This is a genomic window from Bacillus sp. S/N-304-OC-R1, assembly GCF_019749375.1.
Taxonomy (GTDB): domain Bacteria; phylum Bacillota; class Bacilli; order Bacillales; family Cytobacillaceae; genus Cytobacillus.
This window is the reverse complement of the sequence record NZ_JACWFE010000024.1, coordinates 166,071-181,286: the sequence shown is the minus strand read 5'-3', so window position 1 is coordinate 181,286 and position 15,216 is coordinate 166,071. Positions and strand designations below refer to the sequence as shown.

Sequence of the window (15,216 nt, the reverse complement as noted above, 5' to 3'; positions counted from 1 at the left end):
TTGCTTGAATTTGCAACTTTATTGAATGGAGCGGAAGGCACTCGACTCCTGCGGGAAAAGCGTGTCCAAGGGAGACCCCACAGGAGCGATAGCGACGAGGAGGCTCCCGGACCGCCCGCGGAAAGCGAGGGCCTGGAGCGAATTTAAAAGGAGTATTACTAAAAACATAAATAAAAGGAGGATTTTTTAGATGCAAGAGCGTTTAAAAGAACTGCAAACAGAAGCATTGGAAAAAATCAATGCAGCTTCCGATTTAAAAGAATTAAATGAAATCCGAGTGTCCTATTTAGGGAAAAAAGGGCCAATTACAGAAGTTTTAAAAGGGATGGGGAAGTTATCTGCTGAAGAACGCCCAGTCATGGGAGCACTTGCAAATGAAGTAAGAGATGCAATTTCAGCGGGAATCGAGGAAAAGCAAATTCGTCTAGAAGAAGCGGCTGTTTCAGCGAAGCTTGCAGGCGAACAAATTGATGTAACATTACCAGGACGTCCAGTAAAAACTGGAAATCACCATCCGCTAACAAGAATTGTTGAAGAGATTGAAGACTTATTTATTGGAATGGGCTATTCTGTTGCGGAAGGACCTGAAGTAGAAAGCGACTATTATAATTTTGAAGCTTTAAACTTGCCGAAGGACCATCCAGCACGTGATATGCAGGATTCCTTCTATATTACAGACGAGATTCTTCTGCGTACTCAAACGTCTCCTGTACAGGCGAGAACGATGGAAAAGCATAAAGGAAAAGGACCTGTGAAAATTATTTGTCCAGGAAAAGTATTCCGCCGAGATAATGACGATGCAACTCATTCCCATCAATTTATGCAAATTGAAGGACTCGTGGTGGATGAAAACATTCGCATGAGCGATCTGAAGGGAACTTTAGAAGTATTTGCGAAAAAATTATTCGGTGAAGACCGTGAAATTCGCTTACGCCCAAGCTTCTTCCCATTCACTGAACCTTCTGTAGAGGTGGATGTTTCTTGCTTTAAATGTGGCGGAAAGGGCTGTAATATTTGTAAGAAAACAGGTTGGATCGAAATTTTAGGTGCTGGGATGGTTCATCCGAATGTTCTTGAAATGTCAGGCTTTGATTCGAAAAAATACAGTGGATTTGCATTTGGGATGGGAGTAGAGCGAATTGCTATGCTGAAGTATGGAATTGATGATATCCGTCATTTCTATACAAACGATGTTCGTTTCTTAAAGCAATTCTCAATCAAGGAATAGATATTAAAAGCTAGAAAATGACTAATAGGAGGACAAAATATGTTTGTTTCATATAAATGGCTGCAGGACTATGTTGATTTATCTGGTATCACCCCTGCAGAGCTGGCAGAAAGAATTACGAAAAGCGGAATTGAGGTAGAAGGCGTTGAAGTATTAAATGAAGGAATTCGCGGTGTTGTTGTAGGGCATGTGCTCCAGAGAGAACAGCATCCAAATGCTGATAAATTAAATAAATGTTTAGTTGATATTGGTGCAGAAGAACCTGTACAAATCATTTGTGGTGCTCCGAATGTGGATAAAGGGCAAAAGGTTGCAGTTGCAACAGTTGGTGCTGTTCTTCCAGGCAATTTCAAAATTAAAAAGGCAAAGCTTCGTGGTGAAGAATCCAATGGAATGATTTGTTCCTTACAGGAGCTTGGCATTGAAGGAAAGCTAGTAGCAAAGGAATTCTCAGAAGGCATTTATGTATTCCCGCAAAATGCTGAAGTTGGAACGGATGCTATTGCGCTTTTACATCGTGATGACCAAGTATTAGAGCTGGGCCTAACACCAAATCGCTCTGATGCTTTAAGTATGCTTGGTGTGGCTTATGAAGTAGGAGCTATCCTTGGAAGAGAAGTAAAGCTTCCTGAAACAAATCATGCAGAATCAGCAGAAAAAGCATCAGATTATATCCAAGTTGATGTAGAGGCTTCTGAAGATAATCCATTATATATCGCAAAGGTCATTAAAAATGTTCAAATCAAGCCATCTCCACAATGGCTGCAAGGCAGATTAATGGCTGCAGGTATTCGCCCGCATAACAATGTCGTAGATATTACGAACTATATTTTACTTGAATATGGCCAGCCGCTTCATGCTTTTGATTATGACCGTCTAGGATCAAAACAAATTCTCGTTCGCCGTGCGAAGGATGGAGAAACCATCCAGACATTAGACGAAGCAAAAAGAGAGCTAACTTCAGATCATCTCCTCATTACGAATGGAAAAGAGCCAGTTGCATTAGCAGGTGTTATGGGAGGCTTGAATTCTGAAGTTCAGTCAGATACAAAAACGGTTTTAATTGAATCTGCTTATTTCAAAGGTGCAACTGTAAGAAAAGCATCAAAGGATCACGGCTTACGAAGTGAAGCGAGTGCGCGTTTTGAAAAGGGTGTAGATCCGAACCGAGTAAGAGCAGCAGCTGAAAGAGCAGCTCATCTTCTTGAAAAATATGCAGATGGTGAAGTGTTAGCAGGTTCAGTAGAAGCAAATACACTTAAAGTCGAGCCTGCAGTTGTTTCTGTCACTTTAGATAAAATTAATCGTGTGCTTGGAACGCAATTAGCAATGAAGGATGTAGAAGACATCTTTACGCGTCTTCAGTTTGAAACAAAAGTAGACGGAGATTCTATTATTGTGACCGTTCCTACTCGCCGTGGGGATATTACTATTGAAGAGGATTTAATTGAAGAAGTTGCAAGACTATTTGGCTATGATAATCTTGGCTCAACTCTTCCGATTGGTTCTTCTACACCGGGACATCTGACTGCTTATCAAAATAAGCGCCGAATTGTCCGCAGATACCTTGAGGGAGCAGGACTATACCAAGCGATTACCTATTCTTTAACTAGCGGTGAAAAAGCAGCTAAGTATGCATTAGAAGCAAGAGAACCAATTCGCTTGGCAATGCCAATGAGTGAAGATCACAGCACTCTTCGTTTAAGCATTATTCCACAGCTTTTAGGTGTCTTAAAGCATAATGCAGCACGTCAAAATGATAGCTTGGCTGTCTATGAAATCGGAGATGTTTTCCTTTCAATTGGCATGGACGTTCTACCGGAAGAACGCGAACATTTGGCTGGTGCGATAACAGGTTTATGGCATAGTCATCAATGGCAAGGAGAGAAGAAACCGGTTGATTTCTATGTGATCAAAGGAATTCTTGAAGGTTTATTTGCTGTACTTGGTCTTGGAGAAGTAATCGAGTTCCGTCAAGCTTCAAGAGATGGCATGCATCCGGGAAGAACAGCAGAAATCACTTTACATGGTGATGTAGTAGGGTTTGTTGGCCAAACACATCCTATAGTGGAAAAAGAATATGATTTAAAAGAAACTTATGTCTTCGAACTTTCTCTAAAAGCGATTTTGGAAGCGGAAGTAGCACCATTACATTATCAGTCAATTCCGCGCTATCCATCCATTACTCGTGATATTGCGCTTGTAGTTGATAAGGCAACTGCATCCGGTGAATTGGAAAGCATCATAAAAGAAGCTGGCGGTTCATTGTTGAAGGAAGTTCATGTGTTTGATTTATACGAAGGGGAGCGCATGGAAGAAGGAAAGAAATCCATTGCCTTCTCACTAAAATATTTTGATCCAGAGCGGACATTAACAGATGAAGATGTTGTGAAAGCTCATGATAAGGTTCTACAAGCAGTGAAGGAAAAGGCCGGAGCTGTCTTACGAGGATAAAAGACAAGGGGATGCATGTGCATCCCCTATTTTTTGTTTCGATATTTAGCTGAGGCTAATCGCTGAGCCTTATCGGTATTGGCAAAATGGAGCTTTACGAATCCAGGTAAGCTTTCCATTCCTTTTTCATTAATCAGGCGTGCAGCTGCTTCATCGACCTTCGCTCCAGCACCTTTCGTAATGGTAAAACCAGCCGCCTCACTTAATTTATCAAAATGCTTAATAAAAGCAAATCGAGCTAGAATGGATGCAGACGCAACAGCTAGATGAACTCCTTCTGCTTTCGTACTAAAAAACACATTTTTTCGTTGAACAATAGGCTCATTTTTTAAATACTGAAAATATATTTCCTCTTTCGCAAACTGGTCAATTAAAATGGCTTCAGGTTGTTCAGGTGCAATTTTATTCAAAACGTGTCCAATTGCCTGATTATGCAGAAGAGCCTTCATCTTTCCCTGCGACATTCCGGATTTTTGCAGTTTGTTATATTTTTCATTATGCAATGTTAACAAGCTATATGGAATGACATCCTTAATTTGCTTGGCAATGGCTACAATTTTTTCATCATTTAAGTCTTTCGAATCTTTCACACCTAATTCCTTTAATAAAGGAATATGTTCCTTTTTTACATAAGCTGCCACAACTGTAATCGGTCCGAAATAATCTCCTGTACCAACCTCATCAGAACCGATAACCGATAATGAACTGATATTTTCAGGGAGATTGCTTTGTACGCTAATTTCTTTTTTTACAGGAGCAGAGGATTTGGCAGGCTCCCCCCATTTTGAAGCTTCCATTTCACTGCCGCTTCCCTGAAATAATACCTTGCCAGATTTATAGGCTGTAATGGCACAGTTTGGGGTTTTCGCTGCAAAGATGCTTCCGGGCGGAGTTTTATGAGATAAGTAGCTTTGATAGTGTATTTTCATTTCAGCCATTTCATTTAAAGATTTAATTAGAACAACATTACTCATTTAAAATCTGCTCCTTCTCAATAGGCATTTACATATTCTGTCCTTTTTTGACATGCTTCTACTTCCCACGTTTTTATGTTTCATGTTATGATAATGATTAGGATTCATAGGGAATGGAGGCAAATCGATTGTCAGACTTACAAAAAAACCGTACAAGTGTAGATATATATGGTCAGCAATATATTATAATCGGTACTGAGAGTCGTAGCCATATTCGACTTGTAGCCTCAATGGTTGATGATAAGATGCGTGAGATCAGCTCCAAGAATCCTTATCTCGACACTAGTAAATTAGCTGTTTTAACAGCTGTTAACGCTGTTAATGACTATATTAAGCTTAAGGATCGTCTAGAGCGGCTTGAGCTTGAATTAAAAGAGAAAAGGACTGAATAAGTCATGCTGGATCTCGCAATACTTGCTATTTTAATAATAGGTTTTTTCGTTGGTTTAAAGAGGGGCTTTATCTTACAATTAATTCACTTAACCGGCTTTATTATTGCTTTTATTGTTGCTAATATGTATTATGACAAGCTGGCTCCTAAGCTGACTTTATGGGTACCTTATCCAAGCTTCGGCAAGGACACTGCGTTTGAAATGCTATTTGATCAAGCCAATTTGGAAGATGCCTACTATCGCGCCATTGCCTTTGTCGTGATTTTTTTTGCGGTAAAAATTGTTCTTCATATGATCGGAAGCATGCTTGATTTTGTAGCAAACTTGCCAATTTTAAAGCAATTAAATGTGTGGGCAGGCGGAATATTAGGCTTTATTGAAATTTATCTTATCATATTTATTTTATTATACATAGCTGCCTTAGTGCCAGTGGATTCCGTTCAGAATGCCTTAAGCGATTCTATTATAGCTGAAGGGATAATAAAAAATACTCCGATATTTTCTCAAACCATAAAGGAGATGTGGATTGAATACATGGCTTCATAACTTCTCTAAAGCAGAGAAGTTTTCTTTTTAATGCGGAAAAATGGAAGCGAAAACAACTTCTATTTGAAGTTTCGCATGATCACACGTTATAACTATTCTATATAGGAAACAATATAGACAGTACAAGTTTACTTCGTTAAGTAGGTGTGAAAGATGAATGTTAATAAAAAAGATGTTATTCGGCTTTTAGAGTCCATTGCTGTGTATATGGAGTTAAAGGGTGAAAATCCTTTTAAAATAGCTGCATTTCGGAAAGCCGCTGCGGCATTAGAGACAAATGATCAAAGTTTAAGTGAAATAGAGGATTTCACGAAGCTTCCTGGGATAGGAAAGGGAACTTCTGCAGTCATTGAAGAGTATATAGAGCTAGGGCATTCCACTGTATTGAATGAACTCAAGGAGGAAGTTCCAAGAGGTTTAATTCCGTTACTGCAATTGCCTGGCCTAGGCGGTAAGAAAATTGCCAAACTGTATAAGGAACTGGGTATAGAAAATGCAGCTGATTTAGAAGCCGCGTGCCATAATAAACAGGTGCAAGCCCTTGCAGGATTTGGCGAGAAATCTGAAGAAAAGATACTGGCTGCCTTAAGTCAGGCAGGGAGCAGACCAGATCGTCTTCCACTAAGCTATATGCTGCCTATTGCAGAATCGATTGAAGCGATTCTTAACGAAATGAGTGAGGTTGAAAATTTTTCCCGTGCCGGCAGCTTAAGAAGAATGAGAGAGACAATCAAGGATTTAGATTTTATTATTGCAACAGTTAATCCTGAGGGTGTAAAAGAAAAGCTTTTAGCTATTCCAAGAATTAAAGAAATTATTGCAGCAGGAGAAACAAAGGTTTCTATTGTTTTAGAATATAGCTATGATATTTCAGTTGATTTTCGTTTAGTTAAGCCTGAAGAATTTGCGACAACCCTCCATCATTTCACCGGCTCCAAGGAGCATAATGTAAGGATGCGTCAGCTTGCTAAGGAACGTGGGGAAAAAATCAGTGAATACGGTGTAGAAAATATCGAAACAGCTGAGGTTTTGACCTTTACTAACGAGAGGGAGTTCTATGCCCATTTTGGTCTGCCTTATATTCCTCCTGAAATAAGAGAGGATGGGAAAGAGGTAGACGAGTATACTGCGGATATGGATTTAATCACGCTTTCTGATATAAATGGGGATCTTCATATGCATACAACATGGAGTGACGGCGCCCATACGATTGAAGAAATGGTAGAGGCATGCCGAGCTCGAGGCTATAAATATGTAGCTATCACTGATCATTCTCAGTATTTAAAGGTAGCCAATGGCTTAACGGCTGAAAGACTAAGACAGCAAAAGGAAGAAATTAAGCGATTAAATGAGTGCTATGATGATATTACGATCCTATCAGGGGTTGAAATGGATATTTTGCCTGACGGAACATTAGATTATGATGATGAACTGTTAGGAGAAATGGATATTGTCATTGCGTCCGTCCATTCGGCATTCACCCAGCCAAAGGCAAAAATAATGGAACGATTAATAACAGCATTGAAAAATCCACATGTTGACATTATAGCTCACCCAACTGGAAGGTTAATTGGCAGAAGGGATGGTTATGAAGTCGATATTGACATGTTAATTGAACTAGCAAAAGAAACGAATACGGTCTTGGAATTAAATGCTAACCCGAACCGGCTTGATCTTGCACCTCAGTATATTCGCCAAGCGCAAGAAGCAGGGGTAAAAATAGTGATTAATACGGATGCGCATAAACGGGATACATTGGATCATATGGCGATAGGTGTATCTGCAGCTAAAAAAGGGTGGATAAAGAAAAACACAGTTCTAAATGCGATGGAACTGGACGAACTTCTAGATTTTTTAAACAATAAGGTGTAGATGGGAATGAAGTTATCTGTAGTTAACTTCCCCTGTAATGCACATTCGAATAGGAGGTAACATCCTCATGCAGGAAAGAATACTTAAAGTGCTGGAGTTTAATAAAGTAAAGGAACAATTACTCGAGCATGTATCCTCTGCTTTAGGGAGAAGAAAAGCAGAAGAGCTTATGCCATCTGTCGATTTTGAAGAAGTAATACAGTGGCAGGAAGAGACAGATGAAGCGGCTAAAGTGCTTCGAATTAGAGGAAATGTACCGCTTGGCGGAATTTACAATATACGGCCACATGTGAAAAGATCGATTATTGGAGGAATGCTCAGCCCCCAAGAATTAACACAAGTGGCAAGCACAGTTCATGCAAGTAGAGGCATTAAAAGATTCATTGAAGACTTTGTAGATGAAAATGACGATTTGCCAATTTTATTAGGCTATACAAACCAAATTATTGTATTAGCTGACTTGGAAACCTCGATTAAAAATGCTATTGATGACAATGGCGAAGTATTGGATAGTGCCAGTGAAGCACTAAGATCTTTGCGTAATCAATTACGAACAAAGGAATCTCGAGTACGTGAAAGACTGGAAAGCATGATTCGCTCGTCGAATGCTCAAAAAATGCTCTCAGATGCAATTATCACCATCCGCAACGACCGCTTTGTTATCCCGGTCAAGCAGGAATATAAAGGGCATTATGGCGGAATCATTCACGATCAAAGTTCTTCTGGCCAAACATTATTCATCGAACCGCAATCGATTGTCCAGCTAAACAATGAGCTGCAGGGGATTCGAGTGAAGGAGCAGCAGGAAATTGAAAGAATTTTAATAGAACTTTCAGGCAAGGTTGCGGAGAATAGTTCAGAGTTAGATACGATTGTTGAGGTTTTAACCGAAATTGACTTTATGTTTGCAAAAGCACGTTACAGCAGCCGGATGAAAGCATCGAAGCCTAAAGTGAATAATGAAGGACGAATAGCTTTATTTAAGGCACGGCATCCTCTTATTCCTGCAGATGTTGTTGTAGCGAATGATGTTTCTTTAGGGAAGGATTTTTCAACGATTGTCATTACAGGTCCCAATACAGGCGGGAAAACAGTCACATTAAAAACAGTTGGACTATGTACCCTAATGGCACAAGCTGGTCTGCAAATCCCGGCACTAGACGGTTCTGAAATTGCAGTATTTGATGCCGTATATGCTGACATTGGTGATGAGCAGTCAATCGAACAAAGTCTAAGTACCTTCTCCTCGCATATGGTTAATATTGTCGATATTCTTGATAAGGTCGATTTCAACAGTTTAGTTCTTTTTGATGAGCTAGGAGCTGGAACGGATCCGCAGGAGGGAGCAGCTCTTGCTATCTCGATTTTAGATGAGGTTTATCGCCGTGGAGCCCGAGTTATTGCGACAACTCACTATCCTGAATTAAAAGCATATGGCTATAATCGGGAAGGAGTCATAAATGCGAGTGTAGAATTTGATATAGACACACTAAGTCCAACATATAAACTGTTAATTGGTGTTCCAGGGCGAAGCAATGCATTTGAAATTTCCAAAAGGCTTGGTTTACAAGAAGATGTCATTCAAACCGCACGCTCATATATTAGTGCAGACAGCAATCAAGTGGAAAATATGATCGCCTCTCTTGAGGAAAGCAGAAAACAGGCTGAAACAGAACGTGATGAAGCAAATGATCTTTTAAGAAGTGCAGACAAGCTGCATAAAGACTTACAAAAGCAAATGATAGAATTTTATGAGCATAAAGATTCACTTCATGAAAAAGCAGCAAAAGAGGCAGAAGCGATTATTAGTCAGGCGAAGGAAGAAGCTGAAAAGATTATTCGCGACTTAAGGAAAATGCGGATTGAAAAGGCAGCAGAGATTAAAGAGCACGAATTAATTGAAGCTAGAAAACGGCTTGAAGATGCGGCTCCAAAGGTCAAAAAGACAAAGAAACCTGTCGCTACCAAAGAAAAACATGTGTTTAATACAGGAGACGAAGTGAAAGTATTAAGCTTTGATCAAAAAGGTACTCTTCTTGAAAAGACATCTGATAAAGAATGGCAGGTTCAAATTGGCATTCTGAAAATGAAAGTTAAAGAAAAGGATTTGGAATATATTAAGAGTCCTAAGCCGGTGGAAACCCGACCAATGGCCACTGTTAAAGGAAAAGACTTTCATGTTAGCCTTGAATTAGATCTTCGTGGGGAACGATTTGAAAATGCCCTTCTACGTGTTGAAAAATATATTGATGATGCCTTGTTAGCTGCCTATCCTCGAGTTTCCATCATTCACGGAAAAGGAACAGGAGCTCTTAGACAAGGGGTTCAGGAATACTTGAGAAATCACCGATCTGTCAAAAAGATTCGATTTGGCGATGCGGGTGAAGGCGGTACCGGTGTTACGGTTGTAGAATTTAAATAAGGGTTAGGGAGAGAAGAAATGAACCAGTTTTGGGAGAATGAATTTGTACAAACAGCGGGGTATTATAGTGTAGTCATTTTATGTATGATTGTATTTTTAGCTATTTTCGAATTGGTCACGAAATATCGAAACTGGGAAGAAATCAAAAACGGGAATGTGGCAGTTGCAATGGCAACAGGTGGGAAAATATTTGGGATTGCCAATATTTTTAGACATTCCATTTTGCATAATGATACACTTTTTACAATGATAAGCTGGGGAGTTTTCGGCTTCTTTCTATTGTTAATTGGTTATTTTATATTCGAATTCCTTACACCAAAATTCAGGATTGATGAAGAGATTGAAAATAATAATAAAGCGGTTGGATTCATTTCCATGGTTATTTCAATTGGATTATCGTACATTATCGGGGCAGGTTTATCTTAAGGAGCGAAGATATTTGTGGAAAAGTTAGCAAAAGTATTATTTGTTCTATGTGGTTTATTTATTGTAATCGGCGCCATTTACTTATTATTTATTGCCTAATACTTTATCAATATAGTTTTAAAACCGTCATTAATAAATGGCGGTTTTTTATATTTATATGCTGATTATACTATTTCCGCTAAATTCCAGTTCTGCCTTGCGAAAAGTCTAAATATGATAGCGTAAATAAATCAAAATGAAAAATGGATAGGACATGTAAAAATTATTCAAGTGCTTATTATTCTCATTGTCATGCAAACTTTATTATCTTATAATAAGGTTGAACAAATTTGAATGTTCAAAAAATTCAATACTTTAGTAGGAGGGAATGTGTTGGCAACTAATAAACCATGGCTTCAAACGTATCCGGAAGAAATCCCCTCATCTTTGACATATACCCATCAGCCAGTCCAGGATTATTTAAAAAACGCTGCAGACAATTACCCCAAGAAAATGGCAATTCATTTCATGGGAAAGGAATTTACTTACCAAAGGATTTATGAGTCTTCCATTAAGCTAGCTTCTTATCTTCAAGAGCTAGGAATTAAAAAAGGTGATAGAGTTGCCATCATGCTGCCTAATATTCCGCAAGCAGTCATCAGTTATTATGGCATCTTAATGGCAGGGGGGATAGTTGTTCAAACGAATCCTCTTTACACAGAGCGTGAACTAGAGTATCAAATGAAGGACTCTGGAGCAAAAGCCATTATTACAATGGATATTTTGTTCCCAAGAGTGTCGAAAGTTAAAAAGGATACTGATTTACAGCATATTATTGTAACCGCTATCAAAGAATTCCTCCCATTTCCTAAAAATCTCATCTATCCGTTTATTCAAAAGAAGCAATATGGTATTGTTGTGAACGTAAAACATGAAGGAAGCAACCACCTATTAAGTGAAATTTTAAAACAGCCGGAAAAGCCATTAATAGAATACCAATTTGATTTTGAAGAAGACTTGGCGTTATTGCAATATACAGGGGGAACGACTGGTTTTCCGAAGGGGGTTATGCTAACACACCGGAATCTTGTTGCAAATGCTTCCATGTGCAAGGCTTGGTTATATAAATGTAAACCTGGTCAAGAAGTTGTTCTCGGAATATTGCCTTTTTTCCATGTGTACGGAATGACAACAGTATTAATTCTATCTGTTATGGAAGCTCACAAAATGGTGCTACTGCCTAAATTTGAAGTAGAGACAACACTTAAGACAATTCAAAAACAGCGGCCAACATTGTTCCCTGGAGCACCTACCATCTATATTGGTTTATTAAATCATCCTGATTTGAAGAAATATGATTTATCCTCAATTGATTCCTGTATAAGCGGTTCTGCAGCACTTCCAGTTGAAGTTCAGCAAAAGTTTGAGGAAGTGACAGGAGGAAAACTTGTTGAAGGCTATGGATTAACAGAATCATCACCTGTTACACATGCAAATTTTCTTTGGGATCGCCCACGGGTAAAAGGTAGTATAGGTGTACCTTGGCCAGACACTGATGCATCCATTCTATCATTGGAAACAGGGGAATTTCTGCCGCCTGGTGAGGTTGGAGAAATAGTTGTCAAGGGACCTCAAGTGATGAAGGGCTACTGGAATCGTCCAGAGGAAACAGCTGAGACTTTAAAGGACGGCTGGCTATTGACAGGTGACCTCGGATATATGAATGAACAAGGCTATTTCTTTGTAGTTGACCGTAAAAAAGATATGATTATTGCTGGGGGATATAATATTTATCCTCGAGAGATTGAAGAAGTCCTATATGAACACCCAGCTGTCCAGGAGGTTGTTGCAGCAGGAGTGCCAGACCCATATCGTGGTGAAACCGTAAAAGCATATATTGTGTTAAAAGAAGGAGCAACCGTAAATAAAGAGGAGCTAAACGAATTTGCAAGGAAATATCTCGCAGCCTATAAAGTGCCAAGACTTTATGAATTCCGAGATGAACTCCCAAAAACAGCTGTAGGAAAAATATTAAGAAGAGCTTTAATAGACGAAGAGAGAAAGAAGTTAAATGATCAACAGGAAAAGCAGGCTTAACTTTTCGAGGCCGAGCCTAATCATTCGGCTCTTTATTTTTGAGAAAAGAGGCTTGTCCAGTATGAAAATACATGACATAATAAAACCATTCTAAAAAATACACAACTGTTTCTTGACAGAATAAAATTGTGGCACTATTATAAAAATATGAATGATGATTCATTCATTTTACGGAAAATTATAAAAATTTAGATATTTATATATGTTAGTCTTTGAAGGTAGAGAATTGTCTAGCTTCAGAGCCTACCTCCGACGTACAGGACGTACTAGTGTCGACAATGCGACAGGATGTCGCGTTTTTGTCGATCTCGAGGTCACAAGTCAATCCTTCCAGAAAGGTAAAGAACACCTTTCCGGAAGGCTCGTCTTGTGCTTGTTGGGGGTGACCAAGGCGCTTACGCAGATCTTGAGAGGAGTGAGAAGGTGAAAAAGAATAGACCAAAGTACCGTCAAATCATTGACGCTGCAGTGATAGCTATTGCAGAAAATGGCTACCATCAGGCACAGGTCTCCAAAATTGCCAAACAAGCTGGAGTCGCTGACGGAACCATTTACCTATATTTTAAAAACAAAGAAGATATACTAATCTCTCTCTTTCAGGAAAAAATGGGATACTTTGTTGAGAAATTTGAAGAGAAAATAGCAGGAAAAGAAACAGCTGCAGAGAAATTATTAGTATTGGTTGAAACCCATTTTAATATGTTATCAGAGGATAGACATCTTGCCATCGTGACACAATTGGAGCTTAGACAGTCGAACAAAGAGCTGCGTCATAAAATTAATGAAGGTCTAAAAGGGGTTCTTTCCTTAGTAGAAAAGATTTTAATCGAAGGAAAGGAAAGTGGAGAGTTTTCTTCTGACCTTGATACTAGGCTTGCCCGCCAAATGATTTTTGGCACGATGGACGAAACGGTTACAACCTGGGTCATGAATGATCAGAAATATGATTTGCCTTCATTAGCTGGGCCAGTGCACCAATTACTTCTTCATGGCTGTGCTTCAAGACCTAGTTCATAAGCGGCTATGATTAGAAAAGGGGATGAAACATGGAGTTTTTAAAATGGTCAAATCAAGATATGGTAGCTACAATTACGATTGAACGCCCTCCGGCAAACGCACTTTCCTCTAATTTATTGAAAGAGCTCTCATCTGTATTAGATGAAATTGAAAAAAATGACGAAGTAAGGGTCATTTTAATACATGGGGAAGGCCGTTTCTTTTCTGCTGGTGCTGATATTAAGGAATTCACAACAATTGAAACTGGAGAAGACTTTTCTAAGCTTGCGGCATATGGCCAACAACTGTTTGAAAGAATGGAAACCTTTCCAAAACCAATTATTGCTGCCATTCATGGTGCAGCGCTTGGGGGTGGCTTAGAACTTGCAATGGGCTGTCATTTTAGATTAGTTGCTGAGAACGCAAAGCTTGGATTACCTGAACTCCAGCTTGGGCTAATTCCGGGATTTGCAGGGACACAGCGGCTGCCACGTTTTGTAGGAAGTGCAAAAGCTGCTGAAATGCTCTTTACCAGTGATCCAATTACAGGGCTAGAAGCTGTTCAATGGGGACTTGCCAACCATGCATACCCCGAAAGTGAGCTGTTAGAAAACGCATATAATATGGCAAAGAAAATGGCAAAGAAAAGTCCAGTTTCCATTAAGGCGGCTATCTATCTATTAAATTATTCAAAGACAGATAAATATTATGATGGAGTCAAGATGGAAGCAAAGCTATTCGGAGATGTATTTGTCTCAGAAGATGGAAAAGAAGGCATTTCTGCATTTATCGAAAAAAGAGAGCCTAAGTTTACAGGAAAATAATAATAATATTTTTTTTCAATAACAATCTATCTGCTAATCTATTATAATTAGGTTATGCGGATTAGTACCGCTATAATTATCTTAATCTTTTGAAGTAATGAAATGTTTTTTATTTCTGCACTTATTATTATCTAGCTTCAGCCTTCTAGTCCTATGCTTGTCGGGGCTAAGCAAGGCGCTTACGCTTTTAAAATTAGGAGGGAAATCATGAACATCTATGTTTTAATGAAGAGAACCTTTGATACGGAAGAAAAAATTACGATATCAGGCGGTCAAATTAACGAAGATGGAGCAGAATTTATCATTAATCCTTATGATGAATATGCGATTGAAGAAGCAATTCAAGTTCGTGATGAAAATGGCGGAGAGGTTGTTGTTGTCTCTGTCGGCGGCGAAGAAACTGAAAAACAGCTAAGAACAGCTCTTGCAATGGGTGCAGATAAAGCCGTTTTAATTAATACAGAAGATGATTTAGATTATGGTGATCAATTCACTACTGCTAGAATTCTTTTCGAATATTTAAAGAATAAGGATGCTGACTTAATCATTGCAGGAAATGTGGCGATTGATGGCGGTTCTGGCCAAGTTGGTCCTCGTGTAGCAGAGCTTTTAAATATTCCTTATGTTACGACAATAACGAAATTAGATATTGCAGGAAGCAATGTTACGGCTGTACGCGATGTTGAAGGTGATTCCGAAGTAATAGAAACAAGCCTTCCGCTTTTAGTAACTGCTCAGCAGGGATTAAATGAACCTCGTTATCCATCATTACCAGGTATTATGAAGGCGAAGAAGAAGCCGCTGGAGGAACTGGAACTAGATGATCTAGATCTAGAAGAAGATGATGTTGAAGCAAAAACAAAAACAATAGAGATTTACCTTCCACCGAAAAAAGAGGCAGGGAAAATCCTTGAAGGTGATCTTGCAGATCAAGTAAAAGAACTAGTACAACTTCTTCATACTGAAGCGAAAGTAGTCTGATCGGTATATTCAAGAATATGAACGC

The 15,216-nt window shown here is 39.0% G+C and carries 12 protein-coding genes; 11 read left to right on the top strand and 1 reads right to left on the bottom strand.

What is annotated here, in order from left to right:
- The first annotated feature begins 190 nt into the window (after positions 1-190).
- Positions 191-1,228: a phenylalanine--tRNA ligase subunit alpha gene (gene pheS, locus H0173_RS19325; RefSeq protein WP_221848403.1), complete on the top strand. Its 1,038-nt coding sequence runs from the start codon at positions 191-193 to the stop codon at positions 1,226-1,228.
- 39 nt (positions 1,229-1,267) lie between these two features.
- Positions 1,268-3,682 (top strand): phenylalanine--tRNA ligase subunit beta, encoded by a 2,415-nt coding sequence (gene pheT, locus H0173_RS19320; protein ID WP_221848401.1) that lies wholly within the window; start codon positions 1,268-1,270, stop codon positions 3,680-3,682.
- A 26-nt stretch (positions 3,683-3,708) separates the two neighbouring features.
- Here pheT and rnhC read toward each other — a convergent pair whose 3' ends face one another.
- A complete protein-coding gene (gene rnhC / locus H0173_RS19315; protein ID WP_221848400.1) occupies positions 3,709-4,656 on the bottom strand; it encodes a ribonuclease HIII in 948 nt (315 codons plus the stop codon).
- 128 nt (positions 4,657-4,784) lie between these two features.
- Here rnhC and zapA point away from each other — a divergent pair, with 128 nt between their 5' ends.
- From zapA to H0173_RS19270, 9 genes are all read left to right on the top strand, one after another.
- Complete coding sequence (gene zapA / locus H0173_RS19310; RefSeq protein WP_221848399.1) at positions 4,785-5,048, top strand: cell division protein ZapA; 264 nt, start codon at positions 4,785-4,787, stop codon at positions 5,046-5,048.
- 3 nt (positions 5,049-5,051) lie between these two features.
- Positions 5,052-5,594 (top strand): CvpA family protein, encoded by a 543-nt coding sequence (locus H0173_RS19305; protein WP_221848398.1) that lies wholly within the window; start codon positions 5,052-5,054, stop codon positions 5,592-5,594.
- A gap of 153 nt (positions 5,595-5,747) precedes the next feature.
- On the top strand, positions 5,748-7,466 hold the full coding sequence (gene polX / locus H0173_RS19300) for a DNA polymerase/3'-5' exonuclease PolX (RefSeq protein ID WP_221848396.1): 1,719 nt from the start codon (positions 5,748-5,750) through the stop codon (positions 7,464-7,466).
- 67 nt (positions 7,467-7,533) lie between these two features.
- On the top strand, positions 7,534-9,888 hold the full coding sequence (locus H0173_RS19295) for an endonuclease MutS2 (RefSeq protein WP_221848395.1): 2,355 nt from the start codon (positions 7,534-7,536) through the stop codon (positions 9,886-9,888).
- Between the two features lie 18 nt (positions 9,889-9,906).
- Positions 9,907-10,314 carry a DUF350 domain-containing protein gene (locus tag H0173_RS19290; protein WP_221848394.1) on the top strand — a complete coding sequence of 136 codons (408 nt, stop codon included), beginning with the start codon at positions 9,907-9,909 and terminating at the stop codon, positions 10,312-10,314.
- 372 nt (positions 10,315-10,686) lie between these two features.
- On the top strand, positions 10,687-12,390 hold the full coding sequence (locus H0173_RS19285; RefSeq protein WP_221848393.1) for a long-chain-fatty-acid--CoA ligase: 1,704 nt from the start codon (positions 10,687-10,689) through the stop codon (positions 12,388-12,390).
- A 423-nt stretch (positions 12,391-12,813) separates the two neighbouring features.
- On the top strand, positions 12,814-13,407 hold the full coding sequence (locus H0173_RS19280; protein ID WP_221848392.1) for a fatty acid metabolism transcriptional regulator FadR: 594 nt from the start codon (positions 12,814-12,816) through the stop codon (positions 13,405-13,407).
- Positions 13,408-13,436: 29 nt separating this feature from the next.
- The gene (locus H0173_RS19275; RefSeq protein WP_221848391.1) at positions 13,437-14,210 is read left to right on the top strand and encodes an enoyl-CoA hydratase; all 774 of its coding nucleotides are present in this window, start codon (positions 13,437-13,439) and stop codon (positions 14,208-14,210) included.
- A 207-nt stretch (positions 14,211-14,417) separates the two neighbouring features.
- Positions 14,418-15,191: an electron transfer flavoprotein subunit beta/FixA family protein gene (locus tag H0173_RS19270; protein ID WP_221848390.1), complete on the top strand. Its 774-nt coding sequence runs from the start codon at positions 14,418-14,420 to the stop codon at positions 15,189-15,191.
- Positions 15,192-15,216 lie beyond the last annotated feature (25 nt).